The sequence below is a fragment of the Micromonospora sp. NPDC005553 genome (genome assembly GCF_042871765.1).
Classification (GTDB): domain Bacteria; phylum Actinomycetota; class Actinomycetes; order Mycobacteriales; family Micromonosporaceae; genus Micromonospora.
This window is the reverse complement of sequence record NZ_JBIAJD010000002.1, coordinates 880,152-897,417: the sequence shown is the minus strand read 5'-3', so window position 1 is coordinate 897,417 and position 17,266 is coordinate 880,152. Positions and strand designations below refer to the sequence as shown.

Annotated in this window: 16 protein-coding genes and 1 pseudogene; 7 read left to right on the top strand and 10 right to left on the bottom strand. The window is 71.3% G+C overall.

The window, feature by feature from the left end; translation table 11 throughout:
- Positions 1–30: 30 nt before the first annotated feature.
- The 5 genes from sigM (at position 31) to ACFYPG_RS11520 (ending at position 4,541) form a co-directional block, all read left to right on the top strand.
- On the top strand, positions 31–747 hold the full coding sequence (gene sigM / locus ACFYPG_RS11540; protein WP_355004544.1) for an RNA polymerase sigma factor SigM: 717 nt from the start codon (positions 31–33) through the stop codon (positions 745–747).
- Positions 744–1,718 (top strand): hypothetical protein, encoded by a 975-nt coding sequence (locus ACFYPG_RS11535; protein WP_387351650.1) that lies wholly within the window; start codon positions 744–746, stop codon positions 1,716–1,718. Before sigM ends, ACFYPG_RS11535 begins: the two co-directional genes overlap by 4 nt.
- A gap of 183 nt (positions 1,719–1,901) precedes the next feature.
- Positions 1,902–2,852, top strand: a complete 951-nt coding sequence (gene trxB / locus ACFYPG_RS11530) for a thioredoxin-disulfide reductase (protein WP_091396582.1) — start codon at positions 1,902–1,904, stop codon at positions 2,850–2,852.
- 31 nt (positions 2,853–2,883) lie between these two features.
- Positions 2,884–3,207 (top strand): thioredoxin, encoded by a 324-nt coding sequence (gene trxA, locus ACFYPG_RS11525; RefSeq protein WP_030331849.1) that lies wholly within the window; start codon positions 2,884–2,886, stop codon positions 3,205–3,207.
- A gap of 170 nt (positions 3,208–3,377) precedes the next feature.
- Positions 3,378–4,541, top strand: coding sequence for an N-acetylmuramoyl-L-alanine amidase (locus ACFYPG_RS11520; RefSeq protein WP_387351649.1), 1,164 nt, complete (start codon positions 3,378–3,380; stop codon positions 4,539–4,541).
- A gap of 11 nt (positions 4,542–4,552) precedes the next feature.
- Here ACFYPG_RS11520 and ACFYPG_RS11515 read toward each other — a convergent pair whose 3' ends face one another.
- Positions 4,553–5,218 carry a GNAT family N-acetyltransferase gene (locus ACFYPG_RS11515; protein WP_355004547.1) on the bottom strand — a complete coding sequence of 222 codons (666 nt, stop codon included), beginning with the start codon at positions 5,216–5,218 and terminating at the stop codon, positions 4,553–4,555.
- 295 nt (positions 5,219–5,513) lie between these two features.
- On the opposite strand from ACFYPG_RS11515, the gene ACFYPG_RS11510 reads away from it, so the two are divergent.
- Together ACFYPG_RS11510 and ACFYPG_RS11505 are read left to right on the top strand one after the other, a co-directional pair.
- On the top strand, positions 5,514–6,827 hold the full coding sequence (locus ACFYPG_RS11510) for a PLP-dependent aminotransferase family protein (protein ID WP_387351648.1): 1,314 nt from the start codon (positions 5,514–5,516) through the stop codon (positions 6,825–6,827).
- Between the two features lie 7 nt (positions 6,828–6,834).
- Positions 6,835–7,836, top strand: a complete 1,002-nt coding sequence (locus ACFYPG_RS11505) for a D-alanine--D-alanine ligase (protein ID WP_355004549.1) — start codon at positions 6,835–6,837, stop codon at positions 7,834–7,836.
- Between the two features lie 95 nt (positions 7,837–7,931).
- Here the strand turns inward: ACFYPG_RS11505 and ACFYPG_RS11500 are convergent, their stop codons facing one another.
- The 9 genes and pseudogenes from ACFYPG_RS11500 to rpmH all read right to left on the bottom strand — a co-directional run bounded on the left by ACFYPG_RS11500 (position 7,932) and on the right by rpmH (position 16,888).
- Positions 7,932–8,960, bottom strand: coding sequence for a hypothetical protein (locus tag ACFYPG_RS11500; RefSeq protein ID WP_387351865.1), 1,029 nt, complete (start codon positions 8,958–8,960; stop codon positions 7,932–7,934).
- Between the two features lie 1,739 nt (positions 8,961–10,699).
- Positions 10,700–11,533 (bottom strand): annotated as a pseudogene (locus tag ACFYPG_RS11495) (ParB/RepB/Spo0J family partition protein); the annotation flags it as partial.
- Between the two features lie 210 nt (positions 11,534–11,743).
- A complete protein-coding gene (locus tag ACFYPG_RS11490; protein ID WP_387351864.1) occupies positions 11,744–12,715 on the bottom strand; it encodes a ParA family protein in 972 nt (323 codons plus the stop codon).
- Between the two features lie 610 nt (positions 12,716–13,325).
- Complete coding sequence (gene rsmG, locus ACFYPG_RS11485; RefSeq protein ID WP_387351647.1) at positions 13,326–14,180, bottom strand: 16S rRNA (guanine(527)-N(7))-methyltransferase RsmG; 855 nt, start codon at positions 14,178–14,180, stop codon at positions 13,326–13,328.
- 4 nt (positions 14,181–14,184) lie between these two features.
- The gene (locus tag ACFYPG_RS11480; RefSeq protein WP_357204848.1) at positions 14,185–14,802 is read right to left on the bottom strand and encodes a R3H domain-containing nucleic acid-binding protein; all 618 of its coding nucleotides are present in this window, start codon (positions 14,800–14,802) and stop codon (positions 14,185–14,187) included.
- Between the two features lie 212 nt (positions 14,803–15,014).
- Positions 15,015–16,004, bottom strand: a complete 990-nt coding sequence (gene yidC / locus ACFYPG_RS11475) for a membrane protein insertase YidC (protein ID WP_355005161.1) — start codon at positions 16,002–16,004, stop codon at positions 15,015–15,017.
- Between the two features lie 2 nt (positions 16,005–16,006).
- Positions 16,007–16,303: a membrane protein insertion efficiency factor YidD gene (yidD, locus tag ACFYPG_RS11470; RefSeq protein ID WP_355004553.1), complete on the bottom strand. Its 297-nt coding sequence runs from the start codon at positions 16,301–16,303 to the stop codon at positions 16,007–16,009.
- Complete coding sequence (rnpA, locus tag ACFYPG_RS11465; protein ID WP_387351645.1) at positions 16,300–16,716, bottom strand: ribonuclease P protein component; 417 nt, start codon at positions 16,714–16,716, stop codon at positions 16,300–16,302. The genes yidD and rnpA overlap by 4 nt, the downstream gene beginning before the upstream one ends.
- Positions 16,717–16,750: 34 nt before the next feature.
- Positions 16,751–16,888: a 50S ribosomal protein L34 gene (gene rpmH, locus ACFYPG_RS11460; RefSeq protein WP_007453904.1), complete on the bottom strand. Its 138-nt coding sequence runs from the start codon at positions 16,886–16,888 to the stop codon at positions 16,751–16,753.
- Positions 16,889–17,266: the final 378 nt, after the last annotated feature.

Here is a 17,266-nt window from a genome sequence, read left to right as displayed (position 1 = left end):
ATCCGGGCATCGCACGCACTGGACGTGGTGATGGACGGGCGCGCGGCCGCGAGTGACCTGGAGCTGCTGCGCGCGCACGTCGCCGGAGACCGGGACGCTTTCGCCGAGTTGTTCCGCCGGCACCGGGACCGGCTGTGGGCGGTGGCCCTGCGGACGCTCGGCGACCGCGAGGAGGCAGCCGACGCGCTCCAGGACGCCCTGCTGTCGGCGCATCGGGCGGCGGCCCGGTTCCGTGGTGACTCCGCTGTCACCACCTGGCTGCACCGGATCGTGGTCAACGCCTGCCTGGACCGGATCCGACGTCGGCAGGCGCACCCCACGGTGCCACTGCCGGACGGCAACCGGGCCGACGGCGGATCGGGCACCGGCGGGCTCGAACCGGCGGCGCCGGCAGCGGACCACGACACCGCGCTCGTGGTCCGCGAGGCGCTCGCCGCACTGCCCCTTGAGCAACGCGCCGCGTTGGTGCTCGTCGACGTCCAGGGTTATCCGGTCGCCGAGGTGGCACGCATCCTCGGCGTCGCCGAGGGGACGGTGAAGAGCCGGTGTGCCCGGGGCCGGGCCCGGCTGGCCGTGCTGCTCGGGCATCTCCGCCCCGCCGTCGTGGCGACGCCTTCGCACCGGCCGGACCCCGCCGCCCCGAGCACCGGCGTGCCCGGCGTCACGCCGGGGAACCCAGGCCCGGTGCAGGGCGTCGGATCGGGGTCAGGTCGATACCGGCGGGACGCCAACCAGGAGGACACGTGACGACCGAGGGGTTCCGGGAGGTCGACGCCGACCTTCTCGCTGACTACCTCGGCGGGGCGTTGGACGGCACCCCGCAGCAGGACGAGGTCGCCCTGCTGGTCTCCACCGACCCGTCCTGGGCCGAGGCGTACGCGCTGTTGGCCCCCGCCGTGGCCGAGGTGCGGACGGGTCTGAGCCGCTGGGCCGAGCCGTCCCCGGAGATGCCCTCGGAGATCACCGACCGTCTCCTGGCCGCGCTGGCCGCCGCGGAACCGACGAGCGACGCCTCAACCGGGCAGACCGGCGATGCGACCACGCCGTCGGTCGTACCGGCGCAGGGTGGAGTCGGTCGCCGACCGCCCGCTCCAACGCCCGCCGGGCGCTGGGCGTCCACCGGTCCGGGCCGCCGACGGCGCGGCTGGGCCCGCCGTGGCGCACCCGTGGCCGCCGCCGCGATCGCCGTCGTCGCCGTCGCGCTGGGCCTCAACCAGCTCTCGATGCGGGCGTCGGACGACTCCGGCGGCACCGCCATGAACCAGCCGGCCAGCGCGCCGGAGGGCGTCGCGGGGGCCGGGACGGCCCGCACCACCGGCCCGGCACTGCGCAGTGGTACGAACTACACCCCGCAGACCCTCGGGGACGTCCACGGCCCGGATGCTCCGGCTGCCAGCCGGGCGACCGGCAACACCCCGGGCGGGCAGCCGCACGTGGATGCCGAGGGCGGACGCCGTCCGTCTCCCGACGGGTCGGACCAGCTCGCCCGGCTCACCGACGAGGCCGCGCTGACCAGCTGCCTGACCAGCGTGGCGGCGGAACACGGATCGGCCCCTCTGGTGGTCGAGGTGATCGACTACGCGCGGTTCCAGGGCGACCAGGCACTGGTCATCCACTTCACCGACGCGAACGGGGCCCGGTGGGTCTGGGTCAGCGGCCCGGAGTGCGGCGTGCCCGGGTCCGGCTCGGACAGCCGGTATTCGGCGCGGGTAGGGTGAATCCACGGTCAATGGCACGATGACCCCCCACGTGACCTGACCCACCGGATGCCCGGCTCGGGAATCCCCGGTTCGTACGATGACGTTCTGGAAGTCAGCTGCCGGCCCCACCCAGGCGTCGGCGACTCGGATCAGCATCGGTGCTCGCGCCGACGCCGAACACACACAACTCGGGAGACGGCAGTGGACGAGGTCCGCAACCTGATCATCATCGGCTCCGGGCCGGCCGGCTACACAGCGGCGGTCTACGCCGCACGTGCCAACCTGAAGCCGCTGATCATTGAGGGCGTGCAGTCCGGTGGCGCGCTGATGACCACGACCGAGGTGGAGAACTTCCCCGGCTTCGCCGACGGCATCCTCGGCCCCGAGCTGATGGACAACATGCGCAAGCAGGCCGAGCGGTTCGGCGCCGAGTTCCTCACCGACGACGTGACCCGGGTCGAGCTGGTGGACACGGGCGACGCCGGCTCCGGCGCGGTGAGCACCGTCTGGGTTGGCGAGACCGCCTACCGGGCGCGATCCATCATTCTCTCCACCGGTTCGGCCTGGCGTCCGCTGGGCGTGCCCGGTGAGCAGGAATTCCTGGGCCACGGCGTCTCCGCGTGTGCCACCTGTGACGGCTTCTTCTTCCGCAACCAGCAGATCGTGGTTGTTGGCGGCGGCGACTCGGCGATGGAGGAGGCCACCTTCCTCACCCGCTTCGCGGAGTCGGTGACCATCATCCACCGCCGCGACTCGTTCCGGGCCAGCAAGATCATGGCCGACCGGGCGCTGAGCAACGAAAAGATCAAGGTCGAGTGGAACAGCACCGTCGAGGAGATCCTCGGCGAGGACGGCAAGGTCACCGGCGTACGCGTCCGTAACGTGCACACCGGCGAGACCAAGGTGATGGACGTGACCGGTGTCTTCGTCGCCATCGGTCACGACCCTCGCAGCGAGCTGTTCCAGGGCCAGGTCGAGCTGGACGACGAGGGCTACGTGAAGGTCCACGCCCCGAGCACCCGTACCAACGTGCCAGGTGTCTTCGCCGCCGGCGACGTGGTCGACCACACCTACCGTCAGGCGATCACCGCAGCCGGCACCGGTTGTGCCGCAGCGCTCGACGCCGAGCGGTTCATCGCGACGCTCAGCTGAAACAAGGAACACATCCCGGAGGAGGGGCATAGTGGGAACAACCAAGGCGGTCACCGACAAGAGCTTCGTCGCTGACGTGCTGCAGGCCGACAAGCCGGTGCTTGTGGACTTCTGGGCGGAGTGGTGCGGGCCGTGCCGCAAGGTGTCGCCACTGCTCGAGGAGATCGCCCGGGAGATGGGTGACCAGGTCACCATCGTCAAGCTCAACATCGACGAGAACCCGGAGACCGCCCGGGCCTACCGGGTGATGTCGGTGCCGACCCTCACCGTCTTCAAGAACGGTCAGCCGGTGCAGTCGATCGCTGGCGCCAAGCCGAAGGGCGAGCTGGTCCGGCTCATCGAATCGGCCCTCTGAGCAGCAGAAACATCAACCGAACCCCGTACCCGCTCGTCGGGTGCGGGGTTCGGTGCCTTCCCGGCCTTACCGTCGACGTATTTCCCGGCCCAGCCACCTCGCCGCCCCGGAGCGCATAGCCTCAAGCCTGGGCCGCCCGGCCAGCGAGTGTCGTGCAGAGGGGGTCGTGCGTGCGTCCGATCCGACCCGGTGACCGGGGACCCGCGGTCACGGAGATCCGTACCATCCTGACCGGCCTCGACCTGCTGGCCGCCGTCGACCCGCACACCGACGAGTTCGACCTCGACACCGAGCGGGCGGTCCGCGCGTTCCAGCAGTCGCGGGGGCTCAGCGTGGACGGCCGGGTCGGCGCGGAAACCTGGCGCGCCCTGGATGCCGCCCGTTGGCGGCTCGGCGCCCGCACCCTCTACCACGCGGTTCCCGAACCGCTCACCGGCGAGGACGTCCGGTCGCTCCAGGAGCGACTGCTGGAGATGGGGTACGACACGGGCCGCGCGGACGCCATCTACGGTGTCCGGACGTCGCGGGCGCTGGCCCAGTTCCAGCGTGAGGTCGGGCTCACCCCCGACGGCTCCTGCGGCCCGCACACGATGAACGCGCTTCGCCGGATCGGCCGCAAGGTGGTCGGTGGCCGCCCGCAGTGGCTCCGCGAATCCGACGCGATCCGCCAGTCCGGGCCGGCGCTGGTCGGCAAGACTGTCGTCATCGACCCGGGGCACGGGGGCACCGACCCCGGGATGGTGGTGCCCGACGGCTCACTGCGCTGGACCGAGGCGGACCTGGTGCACGACCTGGCCAGCCGACTGGAGGGACGCCTCGCCGCCTCCGGAGTGCGGGTGCAGCTCACCCGGGGCCCGTCGCCCGACAGCTGCCTGCCGGACGCCGACCGGGCCCTGCTCGCCAACTCGCTCGGCGCCGACGTGTTCATCTCGCTGCACCTGGACGGGCACGCCAACCCGGATGCGGAGGGCGTGGCGACCTACCACTACGGCACCGACAACGGGGTGACCTCGGCGACGGGTGAGCGCCTGGCCGGGCTCGTGCAGCGGGAGATCGTCGCCCGCACCGGGCTGCGGGACTGCCGCACCCACGCCAAGACGTGGGAGTTGCTGCGACTGACGCGGATGCCCGCCGTCCGGGTCGAGGTCGGCTATCTCACCTCTCCGACGGACCGCGCCCGCCTCGTCGACCCCCGGTTCCGGGACCGGGTGGTGGAGGCGATCGTGGCCGCTGTGCAGCGGATGTACTACCCGATCGAACGAGACGTGCCGACCGGATCGCTCGACGTCAGCGAACTGCGTGCCGTGGTGACCGCCGGCACCGTGCTGGACTGATCAGCCGGACGTCAGCCGTTGGTGGAGCGGGTGGCCGGGGCTGGACGGACCGGCCGGAGCAGGGTCTCCGGGCTCATCGACCCGAGCAATTTCTCCAGCGCGTACTCGACGTCGGACTTCCAGCTCAGCGCCGTACGCAGCTCAAGACGCAACCGGGGGAAGCGCGGATGCGGACGTACGGTCTTGAAGCCCACAGAGAGGAAGAAGTCGACGGGGGCCACGCAACCGCCGGCCGGGTCGTCCGCGTCACCGAACTTGGCGTCGCCGAAAGCCTCGATCGCCTTGATCCCACGCTTGGTGAGATCCCGGGCGACACCCTGCACCAGCATCCGGCCCAACCCGCCGCCCGAGAACGCGGCGACCACGTTGGCGGTCATCAACAGTGCCGCGTCCGCGGAGACCGGTGAGGTCGGGAACGCCATCGAACGGGGCACGTAGGCGGGCGGGGCGTACATCACGAAGCCGGCCGGCATGCCGTCGACGTACGCGAGCTTGCCGCAGGAGCCCCACTCCAGCAGCGTCTGGGAGACCCACGCCTCCTTCTCCAGGCCCGGATCGCCAGCGGCGCAGGCGCGCTCCGCGGAGACCGGATCGAGCTCCCAGTAGACGCACTGTCGGCAGGGGCGCGGGAGGTCTTCCAACGTGTCGAGGGTCAGGCTGACCAGACGTCGCGACATATGGCGCATCCCCACAATAGGCTCGGTGGTGAGACCGGCATGGAACGACAGCGCCGCCTTCCTGCCCCCGACGAGCGATCGTACGCCGCCGATCGACGATACGGGAGGGGACGCGCGAATGCCCACCGCGACGGGGGACGCCGAGGACGGTCCGCGATGTGGTCGATCTGCTGCGGTACGGCGGCAGTACGGTTCAGGCGGACTAGGATCGACAATCGGTGTGTCCGCCGCCATGGTCAGCGGTGTGCGGGGTACCCGGGGCGGGAGCCACTCGAGCAGCGATCGAGGTGAGGTCATGACCGGCACGACACTCGACGACTACACCGACCGGTACGCCCGGCGGGTACGCGGGATGACCGCCTCCGAGATCCGAGCACTGTTCGCGGTGGCCAGTCGTCCGGAGGTCGTCTCGCTCGCCGGTGGCGCACCGTACATCGCGGCCCTCCCGCTGGACGCGGTCGGCGAGATGCTCGGCCGGCTCGGTTCCGAGCACGGCGTGAGCACCCTTCAGTACGGCATCGGTCAGGGCACCCTCGAACTCCGCGAGCGGATCTGCGAGGTGATGTCGCTCTCCGGGATCGACGCCGCGTGTGGGGCCTCCCCGGAGGACGTCGTCGTCACCGTGGGCGGGCAGCAGGCACTGGACCTGGTGGCCCGGCTCTTCCTCGACCCAGGCGACGTGGTGCTCGCCGAGGGGCCGACGTACGTCGGTGCGCTCGGCGTGTTTCAGGCCGCCCAGGCGCAGGTCGTCCACGTACCGATGGATGCGGACGGGCTGATCCCGGCAGCGCTGGAGACGGCCATCGCCGACCTGGCCCGCGCGGGCCGGCGGGTCAAGTTCCTCTACACGATCCCCACCTACCAGAACCCGACCGGCGTGACGCTCAGCGAGGAGCGCCGGGAACAGGTGCTCGACATCTGCGAGCGCGCCGGCCTGCTCGTCGTCGAGGACGACCCGTACGGCCAGCTGGGGTTCGAGGGTGAGGCCCCGGCCCCCCTGCGGGCCCGCCGCCGCGACGGCGTCTTCTACCTCAGCACCTTCTCCAAGACCTTCGCCCCCGGGCTGCGGGTCGGCTGGATCCTGGCGCCGCACGCGGTGCGCGACAAACTTGTCATCGCCAGCGAGGCGCAGATCCTCTGCCCCAGCGGTTTCGCCCAGGCCGCGGTGGCCACCTACCTGAGCACGATGCCCTGGCGGCAGCAGCTCAAGGTCTACCGCGAGGTCTACCGGGAACGCCGCGACGCCCTGCTCGACGCGATGGCCGACCTGATGCCCGAGGGCACCAGCTGGACCACCCCCGCCGGCGGTCTCTTCGTGTGGGCCAGCCTGCCCGACGGGCTCGACTCGAAGGCCATGATGCCGCGAGCGGTCGCCGCCCGGGTCGCCTACGTGCCCGGCACCGGCTTCTACGCCGACGGCACCGGCACCGACGCCATGCGGCTCAACTTCAGCTTCCCGCCGCCGGAGCGGATCCGTGAGGGCGTCCGCCGGCTGGCCGGTGTGATGGAGCAGGAAATCGCGATGCGCCGGGTCTTCGGTGCCGTGGGTGGCGCCGCCGGCCGACGCGGCCGGGCCGGCTCCGACGTGCCCGGGCCCGACTTGGCATGATGCCGGCATGGCTACGACCGCCGAGCGCCTCCTCGTGACCGATTCCGCCATCTCGGCCGACCTGCGCGTCGTGGTGCTCGCCGGGGGGCTCTCCTACGAACGGGACGTGTCGCTGCGCTCCGGTCGCCGGGTGCTCGACGCGCTGCGCGCCGTCGGGGTGGAGGCCGAGCTGCGGGACGCGGACGTGGCGCTGCTGCCGGCGCTCGCAGCCGACCCGCCGGACGCGGTGGTGATCGCACTGCACGGCGCGACCGGCGAGGACGGCTCTTTGCGCGGGGTGCTGGATCTGTGCGACGTCCCGTACGTCGGCTGCGACGCTCGGGCCTCCCGGGTCGCCTGGGACAAGCCCTCGGCCAAGGCGGTGCTCCGCGAGGCCGGCATCCCCACCCCCGACTGGGTGGCGCTCCCGCACGATCGTTTCTCCGAGCTCGGCGCGGTCGCCGTCCTGGACCGGATCGTCGACCGTCTGGGCGTACCCCTGATGGTGAAGCCTGCGCAGGGCGGGTCCGGGCTGGGCGGGGCGGTGGTCCGGGACGCCGCCGCACTGCCCGCCGCGATGGTCGGCTGCTTCGCGTACTACTCCACCGCGCTCGTGGAGCGGTACGTGCCAGGGATGGATGTGGCAGTCTCCGTCGTCGACCTGGGCGACGGCCCGCAGGCGCTGCCCCCGGTGGAGATCGTGCCGCGTAACGGCGTGTACGACTACGCCGCCCGCTACACCGCGGGGCGGACCACCTGGCACGCCCCCGCCCGGCTGGACCCGGAGGTGGCTGCGACTGTCGCTGACGTGGCCCTCGCCGCGCACACCGCGCTCGGTCTACGGGACCTCTCCCGCGTCGACGTGATCGTGGACGCGGACGGCCAGCCGCACGTGCTGGAGGTCAACGTCTCGCCGGGGATGACGGAGACGTCGCTGCTTCCGCTCGCCGTGCAGGCGGCCGGGCTGGACTTCGGCCGACTCCTCGGCACCCTGGTCGCCCGAGCAGCCGCCCGCCTCACCCGGCACTGACCTACCCGCCAACCCGTTCGGCGGAGCGGACCACCCGCGGGCCGACCATGAGGTTGGCCTTGTCCTGCCGGGTCAACCTCATGGTCGGTTCCAGATCAGTGAGTCGCGCGTACGTCGGGAGTGCCGCTGCCGTCGGTGCGCGCGGCCTCGCCCGGAGTGCCAGTGCCCTTATCGGGGGCGTTCCTGCTGACGGCCTCTCCGGAGGCTTCTCCGTTCGCGGGGTCGGACGCTGCCGGGTTGGCGGATCCAGCCTCGTCGCTTCCGCTCGCCGGGCCGACGTGGGGCCCTCCGGTGGGCTTCTCCGCCGAGCCGACGCCGTGAGGTCTGGCGGTGGGCTGCTCCGCCAGGCCGGGGCGGAGTCCGTCGATGGCCGTCGTGGCGGCGCTGCCGGATGCCGCGCTGCCGGATGCTGCGGTGGTGGAGTCCCGGGTGCCGGCGGCCGGGAAGCCGGGCAGGTCGGTGGCGGATGCCGTCCGAGCGGGTTCAGCCGCCGGACGGTTGACAGTGCCCGACTGGGCGGGTTCAGCCGCGCGGTCGGTGACGGTGGTCGTCGTCGAGCCGGCACCGGCACCGGGGTCGGCTACCGGTTCGGCCCGGGGGCCGCTGTCGGCGTCGGTCGGATCAGGAGTGGAGTCGAGGGGCGGTTCCGGGATCTCCTCTGCCGCCTCGATGACCGAGACGGCCTCCGTCCCGGCTGCTGCCGCTGAGGCGGCCTCCGCTGCGGCAGCGGCGTCCGCGGCGGCGGACTGGGCCAGCAGACTGGACGGCGCCTGCCACTGGATGCGGGGCGGCTCGGCGAGCGGGCGGCCACCGAACTCGGCGAGCCAGGCCGCGACGAGCGCCAGGTTCTCCCGCCACTGCGCTTCGGAGATCGGCGGCAGGATCGAATCCCACAGGGACAGGAACGTGCCCCGCAATTGAAGGCGGCCGTACGGGCGAGCGAGGAACCACATGTGCAGATGAGCAGAGCCGTCGCCCCAGCGATTGACGTGCACCCGTGCCACGCCGTCGAGCGACCGGATGGCCCGCTCCAGACGTACCGTCATCACCCCCAGCTCGGCAGCCAGCAGGTTCGGCAGGTCGCCGAGGTCGAGGTGGGTGCGCGATTCCAGGATGAGCACCATGGGCAGACCGGTGGGCCGGTCCATCGCGCGGACCCGCCACCGCTCGCCCACCCAGATGTAGGCGTCGTCGGGTGCGTTGCAGGCGGTGCATTCCCGGAGACCCTCGCCCTTCCGGGGCGGTTCGACCGGGACCGGATCATCGAGTTGCTTCACGTGGAGGTCACCCTCGAAGGGAAATGACGGCCACTGGGTGAAGTCCGGGACTGAGGGCGGGTTGTCGTGCACGACGCTGACCCTAACCGAGTCTGGCACCGCTGTCCCTACCTGATCGAGCGGTCCCGGGCCACCGGATCGGTGCTCGCCGCCGCCCGGCTGCTCGTGCTCGCGCAGGCACCGAGAGGCGATATCCACAGGCTGCCGAGATCCTGAACACAGGCCGTCATCCACAGGCTCACACCCGCTCCCACGCGCTGTTTCACGTGAAACGGGGGGTGCCTGTGGACAACCGGTGTGGATAACTTTTTGGCCAGTCGGTCGTTGTCCGCGAGCCTCCAGATCGGCGGGTTCGACGGCCACCGGAGACGGAATCGAACGGGTGCCTTCCGAAGGGCTTCGCGTGCCACCGTCGGAGCGGTATCGAGCCGCCGGCGACCCGTCCGCTGGCTCATGTGACCCACGTCGGCGCTGACGGGTTGACTCGTTCGCGGACCCGCACCAGCACAGACCTCGACCGTGCGGCCTGGACGCCCCGGAGGCCCGGATGCTCTGAACGCCGACGGACGGAGAGGTCGCACCGCAGCACCGACATCGCGTGTCTGAGGTGAAGTGGTCACGTCGCTTGACTAGCCACTCCCGAACGCCGGGTTTTCGATCGGCGCCAGCGAGCCGCTGTCTCGGTTTCACGTGAAACCGCGTGCCGGCTGCCGAGGCGATCCGGGGGGCGGGCTCACGCTTCCGGGCCATCGCCGCCGGCGCCGCGCGTACCCACGGTCGGTGGGCGCGCACGCGGCCTACCGACCGTGCACCTAGTTCAGGAGGTGTCGCGGCCTAGCGGTGTCGCGGCCTAGCGGTGTCGCGGCCTAGCGGCCTAGCGGTCTAGCGGTCTAGCGGTCTAGAGCTCTTCGCGGTGTCGCGTTGTGGCGGTCCACCGACCAGCGCCCGGCGGCCCAGCGGTCGCTGTGAGGAGGCCGCTCCGGAAGACCCAACCACGATCGCGGGCCTCGGCCCCTTACCGATAGCCACGGAGACGTCGTTTCGCGCCTCTCAGCGGCTCGCTGGTGCTTTGAGCGGCGCCAGGGGCAGTTGCGGACGAGTGGACCTTCCCGAAGGCTTCTGCGACGCGTGTAGGGGTTCCAGCAAGGCCCACACTCGCCCAGTGGCCGCCGCCAGTAGCGAGCGACGCGCCCCGCCGCCAGTCGCGCCACCGCGCCCCGCCCGTCGCTGCGTCCGCTCCGCCACCAGCCCCGCTCACGACACCAGGCCCGTCGCCCACCGCCGCGCGCACCGTCCACCGCCGCGCGCACCGCCTACCGGCGCCCCGCCGCTCGCCGATTGCGCTTCCGAACCTGCCCGCCAGCGCGACCAACCGGACCCTCCGGCCCCCACCTCCGTCAACTTCTCCTGCGGTAAGAGCGGGACCCCTGGTTGGCTGGGCGACCCAAGGATGGCGACGGGCCCACGGTCGTGCCGATCTCGGAATCAGGTCCGACGCCTGTTTCACGTGAAACAGGCGTCGACGCCGGGATGCGGAACGGCCGCGCTCCCGGTGGGGTGGCGCGGCCGTAGGTGAGCGGGCGGGGTCAGTCCTCCCCGCTCTCCTCCTGTTGCACTCCGATGATCCCGACGATCCGCTCAAGGTCGTCCACCGTCGCGAACTCGATCGTGATCTTGCCCTTGCTCCGGCCGATGTCCACCTTCACGCGGGTGTCGAACCGGTCGGAGAGCCGATCGGCGAGATCGGTCAGGGCCGGCGCGTGCGCCTTGGGTCGCCGCTTCGCGGCCTGACCCTTCGCCGGCCCGTCGTTGAGCGCCAAGGCCACGATCTCCTCGGTCGCCCGAACCGACAGCCCTTCGGCCACGATCCGCAGAGCAAGCTGTTCCTGCGCCTCCGCCTCGTCGAGGCTCAGCAGGGCGCGAGCGTGCCCCGCCGACAGGATGCCGGCGGCCACCCGGCGCTGCACCTGTGCGGGCAGGTTCAGCAGTCGGATCGTGTTGGAGATCTGCGGGCGACTCCGGCCGATCCGGCGGGCCAACTCCTCGTGGGTGGCCCCGAACTCCTCCAGCAGTTGCTGGTAGGCGGCGGCCTCCTCCAGCGGGTTCAGGTTGGCGCGGTGGATGTTCTCCAGCAGGGCGTCGCGGAGCATCGCGTCGTCACGGGTGTCCCTGACGATCGCCGGGATGCTCTCCCGTCCCACCGCCTGGGCGGCCCGCCAGCGCCGCTCGCCCATCACCAGTTCGTACTTCTCGTCGTCGAGCTGCCGAACGACGATGGGCTGGAGGAAGCCGACCTCCTGGATCGAGGTCTTCAGCTCCTCCAACGCCTCCTCATCGAAGACCTGGCGGGGCTGCTTCGGGTTGGGCATGATCGCGTCGACCGGGATCTCGGCGAATCGAGCACCGGGCACCGGGCTCAGCACCGGCTCCGGCTCGCGGATCGGCGCGTCGGCGGGCACAGCGGCGATGGCTTCGGTGCCGCCGTCGTCCAGGTGCTCGTTCTCCGGCTCGGCCGTCGCGGTGCCAGCGGCACCCGGCGCGGGCCCGGTCGGGATCAGCGCCCCCAGGCCCCTACCCAGACCGCCCCGAGGACGGTTCTTCATGCGACGCCTCCCAGCGACTCGTCCGCACTACGCATTCCGGCCCACCGGCTCCTTGACGCCCCGCTCGGCGATCTCCTGGGCGGCCTCGAAGTAACTCGTGGCGCCCCGCGAACCGGGATCGTAGGTCATCACCGATTGGCCGTAGCTCGGCGCCTCGGAGACCCGGACGTTGCGGGGGATGACCGCCTGGAGAACCTTGTCGCCGAAGTGGTTCCGGACGTCCTGCTCGACAGCGTCGGCCAACCGGGTGCGACGGTCGTACATGGTCAGCAGGATGGTGGAGACATCGAGCTTCGGGTTGAGGTGCTGGCGTACCAGGTTGATGTTGTTGATCAGCTGGTTGAGCCCTTCCAGCGCGTAGTACTCGCACTGGATCGGGATCAGCACCTCCTGCGCGGCGACCAACGCGTTGACAGTGAGCAGGCCGAGCGAGGGCGGGCAGTCGATGAAGACGTAGTCGAACTCGCCCGGGTAGGCGGCGATCGCACGGTCCAGACGCGACTCCCGGGCCACCACCGACACCAGCTCGATCTCCGCGCCCGCCAGGTCGATGGTCGCGGGTACGCACCAGAGGTTGGGGATGCCCTCGACCGCCTGCGCCACCTCGGCCAGCGGCACGCTGTTGATCAGGCAGTCGTACACGTCGGGGATTCCGGTGTGGTGTGGGACGTTGAGCCCGGTCGAGGCGTTGCCCTGCGGGTCGAGGTCGACCACGAGCACCCGGTTGCCGTGCAGGGCGAGCGCCACCGCAAGGTTGACGGTGGTGGTGGTCTTACCCACGCCACCCTTCTGGTTGGCGACGCACATGACCCGGGTCCGGTCCGGCCGAGGCATTGTCACCTCGCCACTGGGATTCAGGATCTGCACGGCGCGCATCGCCTCCATAGCCAACGGTGGGTCATCCTCTTCGCGCGTCGGGGTTTCACGTGAAACGTACGTGGAATCGGCCGCCACAGCGGCCAAGGACTCGGTCGAAGCGACAGGGGCGTCGGCAACCACCGGCCCGGCGTCCCGAACGGCCGCCGCAGTGGGTTGGTGTGGGACGGCCGGCTCGAAGCGAACCGCTGCGGCGGTGTTGCGACGACCTGAGGTCGACCGCACCTCGGCGGCGTTGACGGGTCGACCCGACGCCTCCGGCGTCCGGCGACCACTCGCCGGCTCCGGAATGGTCGAGCCCTCCGGCCGCCCGGCACCCGAGGGCGGGTCGAGAGCGGCCGGCGGATCGCCGTCGGTAGGTCGGGTAGATGGCCCGGTCGCGCCGGGCGACCAGCTCGGGTAGTCGGTTTCACGTGAAACGGGATCGCTGGGCGACCCGGTCACGCGTGGATCGTCGTACCTGCCGTCGTCATGCACCTGTCATCCCTGCCCGCTTCGGATGGTCGGTCCGCGCCCCGGTCAACTTGGCCGCATCCTCGCCCGCAACCCGGAGCGTACGGCCCGCGGGAGCGGTCGGAGACCCGCGACGTCCGTCACCCGCTCCACACTATCGACGCGCGGTCAGCCTACGGCGGACGGGCGCGGCCGGTCCACGTCGGGTTCTCATCCCCTCGTCCATCCGTACCGGTACAACGAGGCAACCCACCGGCCGGAAGCCCGATGGCGCGAAGTGTCAACCTCGGCGGGAGCGTCCGCCCCGGGCGCGCTTCCTGGCCGCCGGGCGGGCCGGGCCGACCATCCGCTCGCGCACGATCTCCACAACCGTGGTGGGCGGATCGATCACCCCGACGCCGCAGAGCTGCACGGCCGGCTCCCCGCCGCCGAGTCGCGCCACCACCTCGGCGTGCTCCTCGATCTCAGTTGCGGCGGATGAGCCCTTGAGCGCCAGCAGCCGACCACCGCGAACCGCCAGGGGAAGGCTCCAGCCCGCGAGCCGATCCAGTGGCGCGACGGCGCGCGCGGTCACCACGTCTCCGCTGATCGGCTCCCGGCCGCTCGACCCGCTGGCCGCCTCGTCGGCCCGACCACGGAACACCCGCACCGACTTGGCCAGACCGAGTCGCTCGACGACCTCGATCAGGAACGACGTCCGCCGGGCCAGCGGCTCGATCAGCGTGACAGTGAGGTCGGGGCGGGCGATGGCCAGGACGAGACCCGGCAGACCGGCGCCGGAGCCCACGTCGAGCACCGTCGCGCCGGCCGGGATCCGCTCCGCGACCGCGGCGCAGTTGAGCAGGTGCCGGTCCCAGATCCGGGGTGCCTCCCGGGGACCGATCAGACCGCGGACCACCCCGTCGGTGGCCAGCAGTTCGGCGTACGCGGCAGCCAGGTCGAGACGGTCACCGAAGAGCGTCAGCGCGGCCGGCGCCAGCTCGGGCGGCAACGCCGCGTCGGCCGGGGACGGGGCGGTGTCGCGCCCTGCCGAGTCGGCATCGGCGTCGCCCGTGGCGGGGTGGACAGCGGACGGCCCGGGCGGCGTGCCGCCCGGGCCGGACACGGCATCGGCCGCGTTGTCGTCGTGAGTCACCCGGTCAGTCCGCGGGCCGTACGACGATGCGCCGGTTCGGCTCCACACCCTCGGACTCGCTCGCCACGCCGGACATGGCGTTGACGACGTCGTGCACGCACTTGCGCTCGAACGCGGACATCGCGTCCAGGCGGACCGGCTCGCCGTACTCCTTGACCTTCTCGACGGCGTTCTTGGCGACCGCGGCGAGTTCCTTACGGCGGTTCGCCCGGTAGCCACCGACATCGAGCAGCAGACGGCTCGGCGTACCGGTCTGCCGGAAGACTGCAAGGCGGGTCAGTTCCTGGAGCGCCTCCAGGGTGGCGCCGCGCTGACCGACCAGATTCTGCAGCCGCTCGCCGACCACCTCGACCATGGGACGGCCGGCGGCGACCAGCTCGTCGATGTCGCCGTCGTAGTCGAGGATGTCGAGCAGGCCCTCGACGTAGTCGGCGGCGATCTCGCTCTGCCGGAACAGGTCGCCCTCGCCCACAGCCTTCTTCACCCGGGTGCCGGCGGCGGTGTCGGTGTCGTCGTCCGCCTCGGTGTCATCGGCTTCGGTGTCGTCACCGTCCACCGCGATCGTGGCGGTCTCCTCCTCGTCCACTGACTGCTCGGCGCGGGGGATGCTGGTCTCGGTCACGGTCTCATCTCCGTACTCGCTCGGCCGGACCGTCGGGTCCGACTGGTTTCCCGGGGCCGGCTGGAGGTTGCCGGTGACCACAGGCACGTCTGTACGGGCAGTGTCGCCCGTGGCCGCGCGGTGCGCGGTCGGTTCCGCCCGGCGCCGGCCGTACGGCGGCTGCGCGGTGCGGAACGGGCCGCCGCCGGATCGCCGGCGACGGCCCTCGCTGGTCAGCCCTGTCGCTTGGCGGGGCGGCTCTTCTTCGGGTTGTTCACCGGCTTGGCGCCCGGCTTCGGCCCGGCAACCTTGGGCGCGGTCGCCTTGACCGGGGCCGGCGGGGTGGCCTTTCCGCGACCGAACAGGCCGCCGGACTTGGCGGGCTGCACCGGGTTACGGCTGGCGGCGGGCGCGACGGCCTTCTTGGCGGTCACCGGCGGCGGGAACTTCCGCAGCACCCACTGCTGCTGGCCCAGGGTGAAGAGGTTGTTGGTGACCCAGTAGATGATGACGCCGATCGGGAAGATCGCGCCGGAGATCAGCAGCGACGCGGGGATGCCGTAGAGCATCAGTCGCTGGATCATCCGCTGCTGCGGGTCCTCGGCCCAGCCGGTCTTGAGGATCATCTGACGGCTGGTCAGGTAGGTGGTGGCGATCATGACCAGGACCAGGACACCAGCAATGATCTTCACGGTGCTGCCGTTGGCGCCGAGGCTGGCCAGCTCGTCGGCCGTCGAGCCGAACTTGCCGGCGATCGGGGCGGTGAAGAGCTTCGCCTGCGAGGCGCTCTCGAACTGGTCGGCGGTCCAGCCGTAGAGGGTCTTGTTCTGCTTGTCCGGGTCGAGCCGGCGCAGCACGTGGAAGAGGCCCAGGAACACCGGGATCTGAAGGAACATCGGAAGGCAACCCATCAGCGGGTTGGCCTTCTCCTTCTTGTAAAGCTCCATCATTTCTTTCTGGAGCGTCTCCCGGTCACCCTTGTGCTTCTCCTGAAGCTCCTTGACCTTGGGCTGGAGCGCCTGCATCGCCCGCTGGGACTTGATCTGCTTGACGAAGACCGGGAACAGGATCACCCGGACGGTGACCACCAGGAAGATGATGGCCAGGATCCAGGCGAAGTTGGTGCCGATCACCGCACCGACGGGCACCCCGATGGCGTCCCAGGCAGAGTGCCAGGTCAGCAGGATCCACGAAATCGCGAAGTAGATCCAGTCGAGACTCAGACTCAATTCGGGGCTCCAGTCACATCAGCACGGCGGCGGCCGCCCGGCTCCGGCACCGGGTCATGTCCACCAGGGTGAAAGGGGTGGCAGCGCAACAACCGCCGGGCCGCCAGCACGGCTCCCCGGAGCGCGCCGTGCCGAACGACCGCCTCCTGGGCGTACGCACTGCACGACGGGTAGAACCGACAGCGAGCCGGCAGTGCCGGACTTATCCACCGACGGTACGCGATGATGGGCGCGATCAGCACCTTGGCACCGGTTGTCGACGGCCGTGGGCTGCTCTGCTCGGTGCCGCTCATCGGGACCGCCGTTCGCGCGGCGACCGGGCGACCGCGATGGCGGCGTCCAGGTCGGTGGCGAGCCGAGGGTACGACGCCTGCGCGGCGGCGGGGAGCGCCCGGACGACAAGCGTGCTGCCGGCGGGCAGGTCGGTCAGTCGTTCCCGGACCAGCGCCCGCAGTCGGCGCCGGACCCGGTTACGGGTCACCGCGTTGCCGACCGCCTTGGACACGACGAAGCCGGCACGGGACGGCACGGACGACTGCTCCGCACTGTTGTCCCGTACCGGCTCCGGCAAGGTCGGTGTGCTGGGGTCGACGGTCACCGGCACGCTCAGGTGGACCACGACGGCACCACGTCCGGCGCGTCGGCCACCGCGAACCGCTGCGGCGAAGTCAGTGCTGCGCCGCAGTCGCTGTGCGGCGGCCAGCACGACTGCCCACGTCCCCTGGACCGGCCCGGTCGGCTCAGGCCGACAGGGTGGTGCGACCCTTGGCGCGACGGCTCGACAGGATGGCACGGCCGGCACGGGTGCGCATGCGCAGCCGGAAGCCGTGGGTCTTCGCGCGCCGGCGGTTGTTCGGCTGGTAGGTGCGCTTGCTCACGTCAGGCTCTCCGTTTTCGTACGCGCCCCGCGCGACGGGATCGCCGGGGTCGTGTGGTGGTCCAGGCCACCTCGACGGTGGCCCACGATCGGTGCTGTCCGGCGGAGCGGGACCTCGGCGATGCGGGGTTGCGACCGCGGACAGCAAGCACCCATCACCCTAGCAGAGGGCGAGAAAGCAGCCGTTCCAGCCTACGCAGGGGTGCAATGACCGTCAAACACCCCGAGCAGGGGGACAACGGGACGCGCCCGAGGCCGAAGGGCGGTTTTCACTGATGCCGACAAGGCCGTCGCCGCGTCGCCGGTTGATGGCGCAGGGACAACGCTGTTACCGTGCCCGATTGCGGTGAGCGTCGGAAGCTCCGGTCGTCGCGCAGGC